This is a genomic window from Bacillus sp. FSL H8-0547, assembly GCA_038002745.1.
In the GTDB taxonomy this organism is placed as follows: Bacteria; Bacillota; Bacilli; order Bacillales; family Bacillaceae; genus Bacillus_P.
The window spans coordinates 572,906-588,272 of the sequence record JBBODD010000001.1 but is presented as its reverse complement, the minus strand read 5'-3'; the positions used below and the strand labels follow the sequence as shown (position 1 = coordinate 588,272).

Annotated in this window: 15 protein-coding genes; 11 read left to right on the top strand and 4 right to left on the bottom strand. The window is 44.5% G+C overall.

Annotation, left to right across the window (positions count from 1 at the left end; translation table 11 throughout):
• Nucleotides 1–98 precede the first annotated feature (98 nt).
• The 5 genes from MHB63_02940 (at nucleotide 99) to MHB63_02920 (ending at nucleotide 7,316) form a co-directional block, all read left to right on the top strand.
• Entirely contained in the window at nucleotides 99–1,097 is a 999-nt protein-coding gene (locus MHB63_02940; protein MEK3805543.1) for a sugar ABC transporter permease, read from the top strand.
• Nucleotides 1,098–1,109: 12 nt separating this feature from the next.
• Nucleotides 1,110–2,429 (top strand): carbohydrate ABC transporter permease, encoded by a 1,320-nt coding sequence (locus tag MHB63_02935; GenBank protein ID MEK3805542.1) that lies wholly within the window; start codon nucleotides 1,110–1,112, stop codon nucleotides 2,427–2,429.
• Nucleotides 2,430–2,466: 37 nt separating this feature from the next.
• Nucleotides 2,467–3,567: a Gfo/Idh/MocA family oxidoreductase gene (locus MHB63_02930; GenBank protein MEK3805541.1), complete on the top strand. Its 1,101-nt coding sequence runs from the start codon at nucleotides 2,467–2,469 to the stop codon at nucleotides 3,565–3,567.
• Nucleotides 3,568–3,679: 112 nt separating this feature from the next.
• Complete coding sequence (locus tag MHB63_02925) at nucleotides 3,680–6,682, top strand: glycoside hydrolase family 2 TIM barrel-domain containing protein (GenBank protein ID MEK3805540.1); 3,003 nt, start codon at nucleotides 3,680–3,682, stop codon at nucleotides 6,680–6,682.
• A gap of 142 nt (nucleotides 6,683–6,824) precedes the next feature.
• Nucleotides 6,825–7,316 (top strand): GNAT family N-acetyltransferase, encoded by a 492-nt coding sequence (locus MHB63_02920; GenBank protein ID MEK3805539.1) that lies wholly within the window; start codon nucleotides 6,825–6,827, stop codon nucleotides 7,314–7,316.
• A gap of 31 nt (nucleotides 7,317–7,347) precedes the next feature.
• On the opposite strand, the gene MHB63_02915 is transcribed toward MHB63_02920, so the two are convergent.
• The 3 genes from MHB63_02915 to MHB63_02905 form a co-directional block, all read right to left on the bottom strand.
• Nucleotides 7,348–7,608, bottom strand: coding sequence for a hypothetical protein (locus tag MHB63_02915; GenBank protein ID MEK3805538.1), 261 nt, complete (start codon nucleotides 7,606–7,608; stop codon nucleotides 7,348–7,350).
• 36 nt (nucleotides 7,609–7,644) lie between these two features.
• On the bottom strand, nucleotides 7,645–7,863 hold the full coding sequence (locus MHB63_02910; protein ID MEK3805537.1) for a hypothetical protein: 219 nt from the start codon (nucleotides 7,861–7,863) through the stop codon (nucleotides 7,645–7,647).
• Between the two features lie 391 nt (nucleotides 7,864–8,254).
• Nucleotides 8,255–9,010: an alpha/beta fold hydrolase gene (locus MHB63_02905; GenBank protein MEK3805536.1), complete on the bottom strand. Its 756-nt coding sequence runs from the start codon at nucleotides 9,008–9,010 to the stop codon at nucleotides 8,255–8,257.
• 158 nt (nucleotides 9,011–9,168) lie between these two features.
• Here MHB63_02905 and MHB63_02900 point away from each other — a divergent pair, with 158 nt between their 5' ends.
• Nucleotides 9,169–10,401 carry an MFS transporter gene (locus MHB63_02900; protein ID MEK3805535.1) on the top strand — a complete coding sequence of 411 codons (1,233 nt, stop codon included), beginning with the start codon at nucleotides 9,169–9,171 and terminating at the stop codon, nucleotides 10,399–10,401.
• 64 nt (nucleotides 10,402–10,465) lie between these two features.
• Nucleotides 10,466–11,014 carry a hypothetical protein gene (locus MHB63_02895; GenBank protein ID MEK3805534.1) on the top strand — a complete coding sequence of 183 codons (549 nt, stop codon included), beginning with the start codon at nucleotides 10,466–10,468 and terminating at the stop codon, nucleotides 11,012–11,014.
• A 23-nt stretch (nucleotides 11,015–11,037) separates the two neighbouring features.
• Here the strand turns inward: MHB63_02895 and MHB63_02890 are convergent, their stop codons facing one another.
• The gene (locus MHB63_02890) at nucleotides 11,038–11,631 is read right to left on the bottom strand and encodes a TIGR02206 family membrane protein (protein ID MEK3805533.1); all 594 of its coding nucleotides are present in this window, start codon (nucleotides 11,629–11,631) and stop codon (nucleotides 11,038–11,040) included.
• 281 nt (nucleotides 11,632–11,912) lie between these two features.
• Between MHB63_02890 and MHB63_02885 the strand changes: the two genes are divergently transcribed.
• Genes MHB63_02885 through MHB63_02870 form a run of 4 tightly spaced genes read left to right on the top strand, consistent with a single transcriptional unit; the run spans nucleotide 11,913 to nucleotide 14,978 of the window.
• The gene (locus MHB63_02885) at nucleotides 11,913–12,434 is read left to right on the top strand and encodes a helix-turn-helix domain-containing protein (GenBank protein ID MEK3805532.1); all 522 of its coding nucleotides are present in this window, start codon (nucleotides 11,913–11,915) and stop codon (nucleotides 12,432–12,434) included.
• A 20-nt stretch (nucleotides 12,435–12,454) separates the two neighbouring features.
• The gene (locus tag MHB63_02880) at nucleotides 12,455–13,234 is read left to right on the top strand and encodes a CPBP family glutamic-type intramembrane protease (protein MEK3805531.1); all 780 of its coding nucleotides are present in this window, start codon (nucleotides 12,455–12,457) and stop codon (nucleotides 13,232–13,234) included.
• Nucleotides 13,235–13,258: 24 nt separating this feature from the next.
• Nucleotides 13,259–14,182 carry an ABC transporter ATP-binding protein gene (locus MHB63_02875; GenBank protein ID MEK3805530.1) on the top strand — a complete coding sequence of 308 codons (924 nt, stop codon included), beginning with the start codon at nucleotides 13,259–13,261 and terminating at the stop codon, nucleotides 14,180–14,182.
• A complete protein-coding gene (locus tag MHB63_02870; protein MEK3805529.1) occupies nucleotides 14,151–14,978 on the top strand; it encodes an ABC transporter permease subunit in 828 nt (275 codons plus the stop codon). Before MHB63_02875 ends, MHB63_02870 begins: the two co-directional genes overlap by 32 nt.
• Nucleotides 14,979–15,367: the final 389 nt, after the last annotated feature.

Genomic DNA, 15,367 nt, shown 5'->3' with positions numbered 1-15,367 from the left:
TTAAAATGGTGTCATTGTAAGCGTTTTCTTTTACTCCTATACTAGAGTTATCAGAGAATTAACTCACAGTAGCTGAACTAAAGAAACGGGGTGGGGGCTTGTCAAAAACAAGAGACGGGGGAAATTTGCACGCTTTGTCCAATACAGAAATGGTGCCAACTGCACCTGAGCAGCCGCTTCAACTGAACAAGAGTCTGCTAGCGGCAAAGAAGCGAAACAAAAGAGAATTCATCACAAATAAGCGGCTGGTTCCATGGCTCTTTCTGCTGCCTGGTATTTTAGCAACCCTGTTGCTTAAATACGTCACGATCGGCACGAGCGTCACATGGTCTTTCTTTAATGTCACCGTGCAGGACATGCCGGGGGAATTTGTCGGCCTGCAGAACTATATCAATCTCTTTACGGCTCCGGATTTCGGCATAACGTTCGGAAATACACTAGTCTATCTCGGACTGACCCTGCTGTTATGTTTCCCGGTTCCAATCATTCAGGCAGTCATACTAAATGAGATCAGAAGCAAAAAACTGAAAAACTGGTTTTCTACGTTATACATCCTTCCAGCGGTTATTCCGGGCACAGTCATTATTGTCATCTGGAGATGGATCTGGAATCCGGAATATGGCGTGGCAAACTACATATTCGGCTTGTTCGGGCTTGAAAACCAGGCGTGGCTAAGCGACCCTGAACTTGTCAAACTGTGCATCGTGATTCCGGGAATACTTGGCGGCGGGTTATCCGTGCTTCTCTATTATGCGGCTATTCTTGGAGTCCCGAAAGATATTTATGAAGCAGCAGAGCTTGATGGCTGTTCAGGATGGAAAAAAGTCAGATATATCATTCTGCCAAATATTAAATTTATCATACTTGTTCAGCTGATTATGACTGTCATCGGAACATTTCAGATAATGGATGTCATTTTCCAGTTTACAAACGGCGGCCCTGCAGGGGCATCGAACTCACTTGGTCTGAACATTTACAAGCTGTTCAATGAACAATTCCAGTACGGACAGGGCAGCGCATTATCAACTGTCTTGCTTCTCATCATTGCCATCATTACACTCATTCAGCTGAAAGTCAGCAAAACGGATGCAGACTAAAAGGAGGGCCAAATGAAAAAGCGAAAATGGACACATTATGCGACGGTAAGTGCAACGGTCATCATGATAGCGGCTCTTCTTTTTCCATTGTTTTATGCGCTCAGCATTTCACTGCAGGATGAATTTTCAATCTATAAACCAAAGCCGCAGTTCCTACCCGAGAAGGGGAAAAATGTTGTGCTGGAAGTGGACCTTGCTTCTCTTAAAAATGAAGGCAATTTAGAAGATGCCATTCTTCAGGATGCGACTCTGGCAATTTTCTCAACCTTTATCGAACAGAGAAAAGAAGGAATTACAGAGATTGATTTTATCGGGAAAATGGATGGTAAAGTCATCTTCCTTTCCGAGGCCCATACGTCAAAGTTAGCACTTGAAAATGATTATGGCGTTTACAAACGAACAAACCCGACGCCAAAAGTTCTTCTTGGAAAAGACCGCTACAAGCAGTTCATGGAGAATATGGGCTACGAATTTGATCCCGCCGGAATACAGAGCGAAAACGTCAAGAAAAGTGAAAATGAATCCGCTCTGGTCCAGGCGGTGAGTGAAAACTTTAAAGAGAAATATCCGCTGAAAGGCGAGCTTGCAAATGTGCATGTTACGTATTCATGGATGCAGGTCATTGAAAAATATGCCTACTACTTTGCGCTGCCTAAATACATGTTCAGTGATTCAGAAGCCGTCGCGAAATACGGACTGCTCGCCTTCGCTTTCAATACGTTTCTGACAACGGTATGGGCGATTTTGTGCCAGGTATTCCTGCCGGCACTGACAGCCTACCCGCTTGCGAGACTCCTGAAGAAAAGAACATCAGACGCCGTGACGATGTTTTTCCTGATCACGATGATGATTCCGTTCGTCAGTATTATGGTGCCCCAGCTCATTCTCATGAAAAATGCGGGGATGTATGACAACTATTGGGCGATGCTTGTTCCGTGGCTCGTACCGTCACCGTTTTATATTCTCCTGTACAAGGCCTTTTTCCAGAGAATCCCGCACAGCCTGTTTGAGGCGGCAAGAATGGACGGGGCAGGAGAATTCTATATCTTTACAAAAATCTGCATGCCGATCTCAAAACCAATCATTTCGCTTATTGCCATTCAGGCGTTTATTGCAGGCTGGTCCGATTTCTTCTGGTATTTTATTTCAACAAAGCAGGCTTCACTCTGGACCTTGAATGTGGCGATCTTCAACATGAGCGAATCCCAGGCAATCAAACAGAATTTCCTGATGGGCATTTCGGTTGCTTCTGTTATTCCGATTATTATCTTCACCTTTATTTTTGCAAGGCAGCTGAAAGAGGGAGCGCTTGGCTCTTCTGTAAAAGGCTGAAAACGCTGGAATCATACTTGAACTGGAGGAAAAAAAGATGTCAAACAAAATTCTTAAGGTTGGAATCATTGGATGCGGGGGGATTGGAATTCAAAAGCACCTCCCTGCTCTTTCAAAACAAAAAAATGTGGAACTCACTGCTTTTTGCGATCTTGTTGAAAGCCGTGCGCAAGACGCTGCTGAAACGTTTGGAACAGCTGGAGCGAAAGTGTTTACGGATTATCAAGAGCTTTTAAAAGAAGAGCTGGATGTTGTGCATGTCTGCACGCCAAATAAATCGCATTCTTATATCACGATTGATGCCCTTGAGTCCGGCAAACATGTGATGTGCGAAAAGCCGATGGCAAAAACGGCTGATGAGGCAAGAGCGATGGTAGAGGCAGCAAAAAGAACCGGAAAAAAACTGACGGTCGGCTATCAGAACAGATACCGGGATGACAGCATGCATTTGAAGAAAATCTGCGAATCGGGCCAGCTTGGAAACGTCTATTACGCAAAAGCACATGCGGTCAGAAGACGGGCAGTGCCGACCTGGGGAATCTTTTTAAACAAAGAAGAACAAGGCGGCGGGCCTCTCATTGATATCGGTACACATGCACTGGACCTGACTCTATGGCTGCTGAATAATTACGACGTGAAATATGTGGTCGGCAATACATACAAAGCGTGGGACGGCCGAACAAGTGAAGCGAATATATTCGGTGCCTGGAAACAGGAAGATTATGAAGTGGAAGACTCGGCCTTCGGTTTTATCACGATGGAAAATGGCGCAACCATAGTACTTGAATCAAGCTGGGCTTTAAACACACTTGATATTGGCGAAGGGCAGACAACGCTTTGCGGGACAGAAGGCGGTGCCGATATGAAGGACGGCCTCAGAATCAACGGAGAAGAATTCGGGAAGTTCTTCATGAAAAAACCTGAGCTGAATGACGGATCGGTCGCTTTCTTTGAAGGCGAGACAGAAGAACCTCAGGACAGAGAAGCAAGAATGTGGATTGAGGCCATTTTGGAAGACAGGGAGCCTCTTGTAAAACCGGAAGAAGCTCTCCGTGTGAGTGAAATTCTTGAAGCCATTTACGAATCAGCTAAAACAGGAAAACCCGTTTATTTTAAAAAAGAAGAAGCATTTGCCTAAAGAAAAAAGGAAACCGGCACGTTCTAAAGAAATAGGAAAAGAGCTATCCGCTGCTGATAACGGGGATAGCTCTTTTCAGTCAATCAAATTTTAGCAGAGAGAGGTATCTGATATGACCCTTGAAAAAGTATGGGAAAACCCTCAAATTCTTCAGATAAACCGTGAAAAGCCTAGAGCATATTACATACCCTACCATGATGAGAGCGCGAAAAGCAGAAATCGCCAGCTTTCAGATCACTTCCGCATTTTAAATGGGGAATGGAAATTCAAGCTTTTTTCCAATGTTAACGGCATTAAGGATGAGCATGTTTCTAGTGATACAGATGTTTCGGACTGGGACCGCCTCCTGGTTCCATCATGCTGGCAGACAAACGGCTATGATCAGATGCAGTATGTGAACGTCAGATACCCCTTTCCATTTGATCCGCCGCACGTTCCGAATGAGAATCCGGCGGGGGTTTATGTAAAGGATATTCAGATATCAGAACTCAGGGAAAGCAAGGAACAGTTCATCGTTTTTGAAGGAGTCAGCGCCTGCTTATATTTATATGTAAACGGGACATTTGCCGGATACAGCCAGGGAAGCAGAATGCCTGCCGAATTCAACATCACCCTTTATCTGAAAGATGGAAAAAACAGACTGACAGCCGTTGTCCTGAAGTGGTGCGACGGAAGTTACCTTGAAGACCAGGACATGTGGAGATATACCGGGATCTTCAGAGACGTTTACTTGCTCAGCCGGGATGTATCCCGCATACAGGATGTGTTCAGCAGGGCAGTCTTGTCTGAAGACCTCACTCAGGGAGAACTTCAAATCGATTTAACGGCGAAGGGACGCTGCCATGCAGAGGTTCTGCTGAAAGATGAAACAGGAGAAACGGTCGGTCATATAGCCAGGGAAATAAATGGAACTGAATCATTAAGCATGACTGTGGACAGTCCGGTTCTCTGGAATGCTGAAAACCCTGTACTGTATGATCTGTATGTAAAAAGCGGCGAGGAAGTCCTGCACTTTCACGTAGGGTTCAGGCGGATCACAATTGAAGACGGAGTCTTTAAGATTAATAATGAAGCAGTCAAATTAAAGGGTGTGAACCGCCATGATTCTCATCCGCTGCTTGGCCATACGATCCCTCTGAATCATATGAAAAAAGATCTGCTTCTGATGAAAAAACATAATATGAACACCGTCAGAGCTTCGCACTATCCGAATGATCCAAGGTTTTTGACCCTTTGCGACCAGCTTGGTTTTTATGTCATTGATGAAGCGGATCTTGAATGCCACGGTGCAGGAGAAGCGGGCGATATTCACTGGCTCAGTAAACAGGAGGACTGGCAGGCTGCGTTTTTGGACCGGATGGAAAGGCTTGTCGAGAGAGACAAAAACAATCCTTCCGTCATCATTTGGTCACTCGGAAATGAGGCAGGGTACGGAATCAATCATATCAAAATGGCGGAATGGACGAAGAAAAGAGATACAACAAGGCTCACTCATTACGAAAGTGCCGCAGAAGGATACAAAGGGCATGAAAATACAGAAGCCCTTGATATGGAAAGCAGAATGTACCCTACTCTTAAGTATGTAGAGGACTATGCCAAAAATGAAAACAAGACAAAGCCGATGTTCCTATGTGAATACTCGCATGCCATGGGAAACGGGCCGGGAGATGCGGCTGACTACTGGGAGCTGATTTACAGGTATCCAAAGCTTATGGGCGGATGCATCTGGGAATGGAATGACCATGGAATCAGCAGGACAGATGACAGCAGAAACGTGTCGTATGCCTATGGCGGGGATTTCGGCGAGAGCATTCACGAGGGAAATTTTTGCATAGATGGACTCGTTAAGCCGGACAGAACCCCTTCAACTGGCCTGAAGGAAATAAAGGCCGTGTATAAACCGGTCCGTTTTACAATGAAGAGCGCCGAAGAAGGATTGGTTGAAGTAACGAACCTGTTCGACTTTACCAATCTCTCAGACTATGAAATTCAATGGATGGTGGAACGGGACGGTAAAGTAGTTCAGCAGGATGTCATTTATGATCTGGACCTTGACCCGAAAGCGTCAAAAGTCATTCAGATTCCTTACGACATTCCGGAAACATCAGTCAGCAGCTATTACCTGACCGTTTCCCTCCTTCAGAAAAAGACGACTCTTTGGGCTGGAAAAGGTCATGAACTCGGTTTTGAACAGTTCCAGCTGCCGGTCATTAAACAAGTTCCAGAAAAACGAACAGGAAAGCATCCTCTAAAAACTGAAAGAAACGGCAATAAACTTGTAATTACAGGTCTTGATTTTACTTATCACTTCAACCTTGAAGAGGGACAATTTGAAAAGTTGTCGCTCAATGACTATGAATGCCTTGCGGGAATTCCGTCCTTTACGGTTTGGAGGGCGCCGATTGATAATGACGCACCTATTATACAAGAGTGGAAGAAACATGGCTTTGACAAGCTGAACCCGCACATTTACAAGTCGGAAGTTGTCCAGGAAGATGAAAGCTTGATTGAACTGCAGGTCCATTTTTCATTAAGCGCATTCAGCCGTTTCCCGGTAGTGAAAGGAACAGCAACCTGGAAGGTGCACAGCAGCGGAGCCATTGCGGTTACCTGTAAGGCTGATGTAAACGGAGATAGTCCTTATCTTCCGAGGTTTGGCCTTGAAATCCCGATGCCAAAAGAAAACGATGAAGTGGAGTATTTCGGATACGGTCCTCACGAAAGCTATATCGATATGAAGTCATCCGTACGGAAAGGCAGGTATCTCAAAACCGTTCAAAGCATGCACGAGCATTACATTTATCCGCAGGAGAACGGATCCAGGTACGGGACAGACTGGGCGATTGTGTCCAATGAACTCGGGATGGGACTGAAGTTTTCTTCAAACGAAAGCTTTTCCTTTAATGTCTCCAGCTATGCGCTTGATGATTTGACTACTGCGTCACATGATCATGAATTGAAGCTGGACGACAGCAGAACATGGGTTTATATTGATTACAAAATGAGCGGTGTAGGTTCAGGAGCTTGCGGGCCGGCGCTTGCTGAAAACTATCAGGTGAACGAGAAGAAAATCAGCTTTTGGTTTGAAATGGAGCCGGTATTTAAAGAGTATTAAGGGTGAGGCGAAAAGACCAACCGGGATGACGGCTGGTCTTTTCGCTTTTTATACAGTGTTCGTCATTCTCAGTAAAGCAGTAAAATAGACTGATGGTATAAGAACTTCATTAAAACAAGAGTTCGGACGGGGGAAGCGTAATATGGATGTTTTAATTGAAAAAGTGGGCCGCCAAACGGCTGTTGAAATTCTGGGGTGGCGCTATGAGGCACCGTACGACTTTTATAACATGGAAGTAAGCGAAGAGAACATTCATGGAATGCTTTCACATCCCTATTATGCAATAAAGAACAAAGCGGGGGAGATAGCAGGCTTTTTCTGTTTCGGCATCACGGCTCAGGTTCCAAGCAGATTCATGGCTCAAATCTATTCGGCAAACATGATTGATATCGGCCTTGGCATGAATCCTCACTTAACCGGAAAAGGGCAGGGATCTGCATTTTTTGCCTTTATTCTCAATCAGGCAAGAGCAGGCTTTCCGAATACCCCGCTCCGGCTGACGGTGGCCTGCTTTAATGAGCGTGCTTCGCGCATTTATGAGAAAGCGGGCTTTAATGAAGCGGCAAGGTTTGAGAATGAGGGGGTCACGTTCAAAGTTATGGTGCTGCAGGAGCCTGGATTTAAGAGGATCTAGCAAGCTCTGATATTGGTGAGCTTGCTAGTGTTTACCCTTTAAGTGATCCGAAAAAATACAGGATCCCAAAGACAAGAAGTGCTCCAATAATCAGCAGCAGGGCAATGATGCTGAAGAGGATCCATCCAAGACTTTTTCTGCCGGTCTGGATAAAGAAAATACATAGAGCGAAAATGGTAAAGAAATAACCAAGCACCGCCCACAGCCACCTGTTTTTATTGTATTTAGGAGCTTTTATGAATAAGTAAACCGCAAAAACAGCACTAAAAAGAAAATTGTACAGCCATTCCATAGATTAAAACCTCTATTTCTGTTTAGTTATAAATCTTTATTTCTTCTGAAAAAATCGTATCCGCCCCTTTTGATCAAACTGAATTCCTTTAAAATCTTTTTTGACGTTGATGCCGATCGTCATGTAGATAAAAAGCGGAAGCCAGAAGATCAATAAAATGATTTTGGTCAACAGCGGCAGATCCCCCTCAAAAGGAATCAAGCTGCCGATTTTAAGGTAGATGAGAAAGCAGATCAGCCCTATAATCATTTCCATACCCGTATCACCCTTTCTATTCATTCATTGTACCGTTTGCTTCCTGAAAACGGCAATAATAAACGAGTGAAAACCCCGTGGTAAGGTTGAAAAGTGGAAGAAATGCCTGTTGAGCCGTTAGGGAGTGATGTGAAGGGTTGTAAGTACGTGTGAAATGCCTGTTCAGCCCGTCGGGAGTGATGTGAAGGGTCATAAGAAAGTGTGAAATGCTTGTTCAGCCCGGCGGGAGTGATGGGAAGGGTCATAAGAGAAGAGGAAATAACCCCTCATCCCAGCTGGAGTGATGTGAGGGGTCATAAGAGAGGAAGAAATAACCCTTCAGCGCAGACTGAGCGATGTGAAGGGTCATAAGAAAACAAGATGCCTCCTGCTGCCGGCAATGCCGGCCGGGTCATACAGCTGTCTGATTCAATACATGCTCGATAAACGCAAGCGTCTGATCAATAATGATCTGCTGATCATGATCAAGTGTAGCCACATGGTAGCTGTTTTCAAGGACAATCATTTTTTTATGCTCGGACGAGATTTCATCCATGATGAGCCTGGAGTTATCCGGCGGAACGACGTGATCCTCTGTTGATACAAAAACGAGTGCCGGGCATTTGATTTCATGTAAGTTTTGTCTTACCAGCGCCATAAGCTTATTAATTTCTTTTATGGATTGAACCGGTGTTTTATCGTACGCAAGCTCGGTAACAGCAGGATTTTTGATATCCGATCCGATGGCATCAAGAAAACGGGCCTGAATCTGCTGGGCGCCTGCCATAGTAGGGATTTCAACCGCTGCGTTGATCGGGATAATCGCTTTTATTTCCGGATGTTTTTGGGCAAGGTAGAGTGTCAGTGTGCCGCCCATGGACAGGCCGGTCACAAAGATCGTGCTGCAGCGGTCTTTAAGCCACTGGTAGCCTTCTTCTACAGAAGCAGTCCAATCCTCATAAGTGGTTCCTTCCATTTCCTCATAGTGCGTGCCATGGCCTTTCAGCCTCGGACCGCAAACCGTGTATCCTGCTTTTGCATAAGCCTCGCCGAGCGGACGCATGCTTTGGGTGGAGCCGGTAAATCCGTGTGATACGAGAATACCTATTGAATTTCCTTCAAAGTAAAATGGTTCTGCGCCTTCTAATACGGGATAACGTTCTGACATCCTCATTCCTCCTTTAAAAATGAAAATCCTTTCTCAGAACGATTCGATACCGGACATACAATCTCCTACTTAAGAATGAGAATCTTCGTTCCATTTAAGGATTCAAAAATTGTGAAATTGTGGTAAACTTTCTCTTATTACAGGACGGAGGAACCAAAATGAATCAGCTTAAACACGTCCATCCGCTCGGCTGGAACATCCTGATCGGAACCATTTTCGGGCGCATGGCAACATCTATGAGTCTTCCATTTTTAGCAATCTATTTAACGCAGGTGAAGGGCGTATCGGCCGCTATGACCGGAACCATTATTGCCGTAAGCTCGCTTGCAGGTATTTTATCAAGCTTCTATGGCGGATATCTGTCAGACAAACTGGGCAGGAAAAAAGTGCTGATCACATCTATTTTCGGATGGGTATTCGTTTTTATCGGCTTTGGCGCTGCTGATACGGTTTTCGCATTCTTCATTATGAATGCGCTGAACGGAGTATGCCGATCCGTATTTGAACCGACATCAAGAGCCCTTTTATCCGACCTGACAGAGCAGAAAAACAGACTTCTTATCTTTAATTTAAGGTACGCCGCAATCAATGTGGGGGTCGTCTTTGGACCGCTGCTCGGTATTTACTTGGGTTCGGCAAAAACTACATCACCGTTTTTTATAGCCGCCATTATCTATGCCCTCTACGGGTTTTCCCTTTTGATTACGTTTATGAAAACATCTCATAAAACCGAAACGAAGGCGGCTGTGCGGATTTCTTTTAAAGAAGCTTTGCACGTGACAAGAAAAGATAAATTGCTTCTTTTATCTCTGGTCGGCCTCATCCTGTGCATCACCGGATTTTCACAGCTGACCTCGACACTGCCTCAATTCTTTGCGATGTCGCCTGACATTAAAGACGGGGCTAAAACATTTTCAATCCTGCTGTCGCTAAATGCCGTGACAGTGCTGGTGATCCAGTATCCGATTGTAAGAGTTGCAAAAAAACATCCTCCCATTTTTTCTATTATTCTTGGGAATATGCTGGTCGGAATCAGTCTTTTCAGTTTTGCATTCGCCCACAGCATCTGGCTGATTGCACTTGTGGTCATCTTGTTTACAGTAGGAGAGGTTCTCCTCTTCTCCATGATGGACGTCCTCATCGATGAACTGTCAAACCCTGAGATGAAGGGAACGTATTTTGGAGCTATGGGCTTTACCCAGCTTGGAAATGTCATCGGCCCCTGGATCGGCGGAATCCTGCTTGATGCATACGGAATAAGCAGCCCTGCGGCCGTCTTCAGCTGTCTCATGCTTGTGACCCTATCAGGAATTCCGGTTCTTTTTCTGGTGAAAAAAGAAATGGAAAGAAAAGTCGAAGCGAGCGTTCTTAACCAACAGGCATCCCTGTAAAAATGTTAAAAAATTGAAACTTATAGATCCCCTGGTCGTATTACTTAAAAAAGGGGGACCAAACATGAAAAAACTTAGCGCATTGTTTGTTGTTGCCGCTGCACTGCTTTCGGGAGGATGTTCGCTTGAGGCGAATGCCGTGCCGAAAGATGTTAAAAGTGATATTCAAAAGGAATTTGGTAGAGACATTTATGTCCCGGAATTTGATGAGTATCCGGTGGTATATGCCGAAGTTTTTTACCCGCCGGCGGAAATAAAGAACGGAAAGAAGGATCTGGAACTGACCTATGCATCTGAGATTGGGGAGCTGGAAAAAGAGGAGAAAAAGTCACCTGATTCGGCAGATTCCAAGCTTTTTTACGGTCCTTACAGCGGTGAACCGAAATTCAGACTTACCTACAGCTCCTATAAGCTGGATTTAGATAAAGACGAGAGCAGGGTTGTGGATGGTGAAAACGTTCAATACAACAAACTTGAAGATAAATTTCTTTTAGTATCCTTCAATGCAGAGGGAGGATCCTACAGTTTTGAATTTTTACTGAGCAGTGATTTTTCAGAAGAGGATGCGCTTGATGTTATAGAGGAAGTGATTAAGCATACAGAAGAGAAGTGATTTCGGTCACTTCTCTTTTATTTTTATAAAGATCTTTCTGCCTTGCTGTCTTTCATTTTGCCAGTGTAAAACGGAAGGGCAAGAAGCATAAACAGGCAAAACGCAACAGCCTCCAGCGAAAGAATATACCACGGATACGGACCAAGGAAATCAATCGGAGTCGGATTCACCGGCTTTTGCGAAAGGAACATATAATTTCCGCCAAGTGCGTGATTGATGAAAAAGATACAGACAGCGGCCAAATTCAGAAAGCCCATTGTTTTGAAAACGGACGTAAACGTGACCTGATATCCCTCCGTCCATACAAAAAAGAAACAGGTCATCATGATAACCGAGTGGGTCAGGAAAAAATGAAAATAACGCAGATGAGGGAAACTGTAGTTGAGTTCAGGAGTCAGGAGGGCAAGTCCTGCGCCTGCAATTCCGATAAAATAAACAACCTCAAAAATACGTCTGTCTTTTGTGATCAGCAGGATGATGCATAAAAACAGACTCATGCTGCACAGTTCAAGCGGCAGTGTATAGGCGGCGTTCCACGTTCCATTCCAAAGGAGCCAGATATGGTAGGCTGCTGCACTCCGGTTCCTGCAAGCAAAAGTCTGAATCCTAAATTCCATCCCTTATGAAGAAAGGTTTTCCGCATACCATACATGCAAGCAAGCAGGAAGAGCAGAAAACAGAGTCCTCCTAGATGAGCGGGAGAAAATAATGTGAAGGGATTTTTTTCATAGGATGTGCTGAAAAAAGAAATCAAAGGATTCAACTCTCTTCATTTTTCTCTCATTATAATGGTTTCATTATTGATTAAAAAGATAAAAAATGGAAGAAACATCAGTTGATTATTATCATTATGTATATTATTATTGAAAGTGATAATAAAAGTTGGAGGGTTATAAAAATGAAGAAAAAAATGGACCTGATCCTTCATCCTGTCCGGTTAAAAATTGTTCAGTCCCTTTTGAACGGAAAGACAATGACGGTACAGCAGCTCGCTGAGCGGGTGGAAGATGTTCCGCAGGCTACGTTATACAGACATCTGAAGAAGCTTCTCGAAGCAAACATTCTTTCAGTGGTCCAGGAAAATCAGATTAGAGGAACAGTTGAGAAAGTGTATGCATTGAATGAACCCGCTATTCAGTCCCATGAGGATTTGCTCAATCTCACAAAAGAGGAGCATCTTGAAATGTTTATGCATTTCACCACTCATTTAATGGGGATGTATGAAGCTTATTTGGAGAAGGATAACCCTGATTTAGTAAAGGATGGTGTAACCTACAGGGTTGCAAATGTTCACCTCTCCGACGAGGAGTTTATGGAAACAGCCCAAGAAATCGGGAAGGTCGTTTTGAAGGCAATGAAAAACGAGCCTTCACCTGAACGAAAAAGCAGAAACATTGCAACGATTGTCATACCTGAGTAGCAGCCATTGGGAGGGATCTTATGAAAAAATTGGAAATGAAGCTTGCATTGTTTATCGGCGTCATATGTTTTGGGGCAGGTTTTTTGCTGCTGCCTTACCAATTAGAGACCTTAAATTCAGCGCTGCCGCAAAGCGAATTTGAAAAAATGACAGCGGATATGCAGGTGGGGATTATGTCTCTGGCTTTTTCCGCGCAGCTGTTTTTGATGAGTTTCCTGTTAGCCTGGGCCGGGTTTCATCTTGCACGCAAAACGGGTTTTTCGTTTGACATTCTGCAGTCTTTTTTTGAAAAAGGGCAAAACAAATCGTTTGCAGGTAAACCTTTTGTGCTTGCTGTCATCTTTGGTGGAATAACAGGGTTTCTTATTGTTGCTTCGGATCGTTTTTATTTTGAAAACCGCATTCTGCAATTAAATGAGTTCAGTCCTGAATTTTCATGGCTCGGTTTGGCTGCGGGTGTAGTAGGAGGAGGCGTTTTTGAAGAAACACTTCTCCGCCTGTTTTTTGTCTCCTTTCTTGTATGGGGATTCCGCAAGATTTTCAGAACATCAGGCAAGACCGTATACTGGGCAGCGATCCTCATTGCTGCTTTGGGATTTGCTGCGCTGCATTTACCCTTTACATTCGTCGTGTTCGGCGAGCTTACAGGGTTAATCGTGTTCAGAAGCTTTTTGCTTAATGGCATTGGGGGAATTTTCTTCGGCTATCTGTATTGGAAAAATGGATTCGAATACGCAATTATTTCTCATATGTTTGCCCATATTTCCATGCAGCTGCTGTTTATTCCGCTATTCTATTAATGTTAGAAAAGGAGATTGACAGATATGATTAAGGTCACGGATGTATCAAAATCATTTGGGAGTCACACAGTGCTGAATGGTGTGAATTTTAAAGCGGAAGAAGGAAGGATTATCGGGCTGCTCGGTCCGAACGGTGCGGGAAAGACGACGTTTATCCGGATCCTGAATGGCGTCATCAAGCCCGACAGCGGTGAAATCTCCATTTTTGGCCATGATCCTGCCTCAAGCGGAGATGAAATCAGGAAGCTGTCCGGTGTTGTGACGGAAAGTGCCGGCCTCTATCACCAGTTAAGCGGCCAGGAGAATCTTGCGTTTTTTGCTGATTTATACGGTGTAAAAGAAAAATCAAGAACTGGAGAACTGCTTGAGCTTTTTGACCTTGCCGAACATAAAGACAAACCTGCAGGCACCTACAGCACAGGCATGAAAAAACGTCTTGCGCTGGCGAAAGCACTCCTGCATAAACCAAAGCTACTTTATTTAGATGAACCAACAAACGGGTTAGATCCGGACGGCATTAAAATGGTCCTGTCCTATTTGAAAAAATACAACAAAGAAACAGGCACAACCATCATCATCTGTTCCCATGTTCTTCATCAGCTTGAACCTGTCTGCGACTCTTTTGCGTTTCTTGAAAACCGCACGATTGTTGAACAGGGCACGGTATTAGAGCTGTCCGATAAATACTTGAATGAGGTCAAAGTGAAAGTTATAACGGAGCCTGCTATGATTCAAAGGGGTGCAGCAAGTTTTCCTTTTGACCAGCTGAAACCGGGAGAGGCGGTGTTCACTCTGCCTTCCAAAGAACACATTTCAGGGCTGCTGAGGGAACTTTTGAAAAAGCATTCCATTTATTCAGCTGAGATGGTAAACAGCGGACTTGAGGCCATCTATTTTAAAGTAAGGGAGATGCACAATGAACAGCACAATCATGAAGGCCATCATTAAAAAAGACCTTAGAGACATTATCCGCAGCAAGAACCTGTTTGCCGTACTGATCATTATCCCTGTTCTTTTTTCAAGCGTCATCCCTGCAGCCATTCTCTCTGCCGCTCTCTTTTTAGATCTTGAGGAACTTGCCGGCAGTGACGCGGAGAGGATGATCGCGAGCTTCATGACCCAGCTGAACCGGGAAAGCATTGCTTTTGAAACAGTTGAACAGCAATTTGTCTTTTTATTTTTAAATTACATGCTGCCGTCTCTTTTTCTCCTCGTGCCGATTATTACAGCAAGCGTAGTCGCAGCGAACAGTTTTGTTGGAGAGAAAGAGCGAAGAACACTTGAAAGTCTCCTGTTTTCGCCAGTGTCTGTCAAAACGCTGTTTGTGAGCAAGATCATTGGATCATTCTTGCCTTCGCTGCTTGTATCGTTTGCAAGTTTTGTTCTAAGCGGGATCATTATCAACAGTCTCGGCTATCAGATGTACGGACAAATGATTTTCCCGTCCGCTAACTGGCTTGTTCTTATTTTCTGGCTGTCTCCGATGGTTTCCCTGCTGACAGTCCTGCTGAACGTGCTGATCTCTTCACGGGTGAAGACGTATCAGGAAGCACAGAACATCGGAGGGGTCATTGTCCTGCCGGTGGTCGCCATGATGGCGGGTCAGGCAAGCGGGCTCTTTTTAGTAGGGTCTGGAGTCACGTTTTTAATCGGGCTAGGCCTGCTCCTTGTGAATTTGCTGCTGATAAGCAGAATGGCAAAGTTCAGCGACCGGTATATGCTGTTTGAAAAGCAGATTCATTAGAGTTTTGGGATAGTGCCATCAAGCGAAGGGATCGGGGAATTGAAGGCACTTATCCGGGAGAACGGATGCCTCAGTTGGAGAAATCTTGGATTTGATGGCACTTATCATGGAGAATAGAACCCTCAAGCGGAGAGATTTCAGAGTTGATGGCACTTATCAGGGAGAACAGAATACTCAAGCGGAGAGATCTCAGAGTTGATGGCACTTATCCAGGAGAACAGAACACTCAAGCGGAGAGATCTCAGAGTTGATGGCACTTATCCGGGAGAACAGAACCCTCAAGCGGAGAGATCTCAGAGTTGATGGCACTTATCGGGAAGAATAGAACCATCAAGCGGAGAGATTCGATAGGTTGATGGCACTTATCGGGAAGAATAGAACCATCAAGC

Bases quoted from the DNA above. Each gene is read 5' to 3' on its own strand.
- MHB63_02935 (MEK3805542.1), top strand. From the start codon at position 1,110: ATGAAAAAGCGAAAATGGACACATTATGCGACGGTAAGTGCAACGGTC.
- MHB63_02930 (MEK3805541.1), top strand. From the start codon at position 2,467: ATGTCAAACAAAATTCTTAAGGTTGGAATCATTGGATGCGGGGGGATT.
- MHB63_02925 (MEK3805540.1), top strand. From the start codon at position 3,680: ATGACCCTTGAAAAAGTATGGGAAAACCCTCAAATTCTTCAGATAAAC.
- MHB63_02920 (MEK3805539.1), top strand. From the start codon at position 6,825: ATGGATGTTTTAATTGAAAAAGTGGGCCGCCAAACGGCTGTTGAAATT.
- MHB63_02915 (MEK3805538.1), bottom strand. From the start codon at position 7,608: ATGGAATGGCTGTACAATTTTCTTTTTAGTGCTGTTTTTGCGGTTTAC.
- MHB63_02910 (MEK3805537.1), bottom strand. From the start codon at position 7,863: ATGGAAATGATTATAGGGCTGATCTGCTTTCTCATCTACCTTAAAATC.
- MHB63_02905 (MEK3805536.1), bottom strand. From the start codon at position 9,010: ATGTCAGAACGTTATCCCGTATTAGAAGGCGCAGAACCATTTTACTTT.
- MHB63_02900 (MEK3805535.1), top strand. From the start codon at position 9,169: ATGAATCAGCTTAAACACGTCCATCCGCTCGGCTGGAACATCCTGATC.
- MHB63_02895 (MEK3805534.1), top strand. From the start codon at position 10,466: ATGAAAAAACTTAGCGCATTGTTTGTTGTTGCCGCTGCACTGCTTTCG.
- MHB63_02890 (MEK3805533.1), bottom strand. From the start codon at position 11,631: ATGGAATTTAGGATTCAGACTTTTGCTTGCAGGAACCGGAGTGCAGCA.
- MHB63_02885 (MEK3805532.1), top strand. From the start codon at position 11,913: ATGAAGAAAAAAATGGACCTGATCCTTCATCCTGTCCGGTTAAAAATT.
- MHB63_02880 (MEK3805531.1), top strand. From the start codon at position 12,455: ATGAAAAAATTGGAAATGAAGCTTGCATTGTTTATCGGCGTCATATGT.
- MHB63_02875 (MEK3805530.1), top strand. From the start codon at position 13,259: ATGATTAAGGTCACGGATGTATCAAAATCATTTGGGAGTCACACAGTG.
- MHB63_02870 (MEK3805529.1), top strand. From the start codon at position 14,151: ATGAACAGCACAATCATGAAGGCCATCATTAAAAAAGACCTTAGAGAC.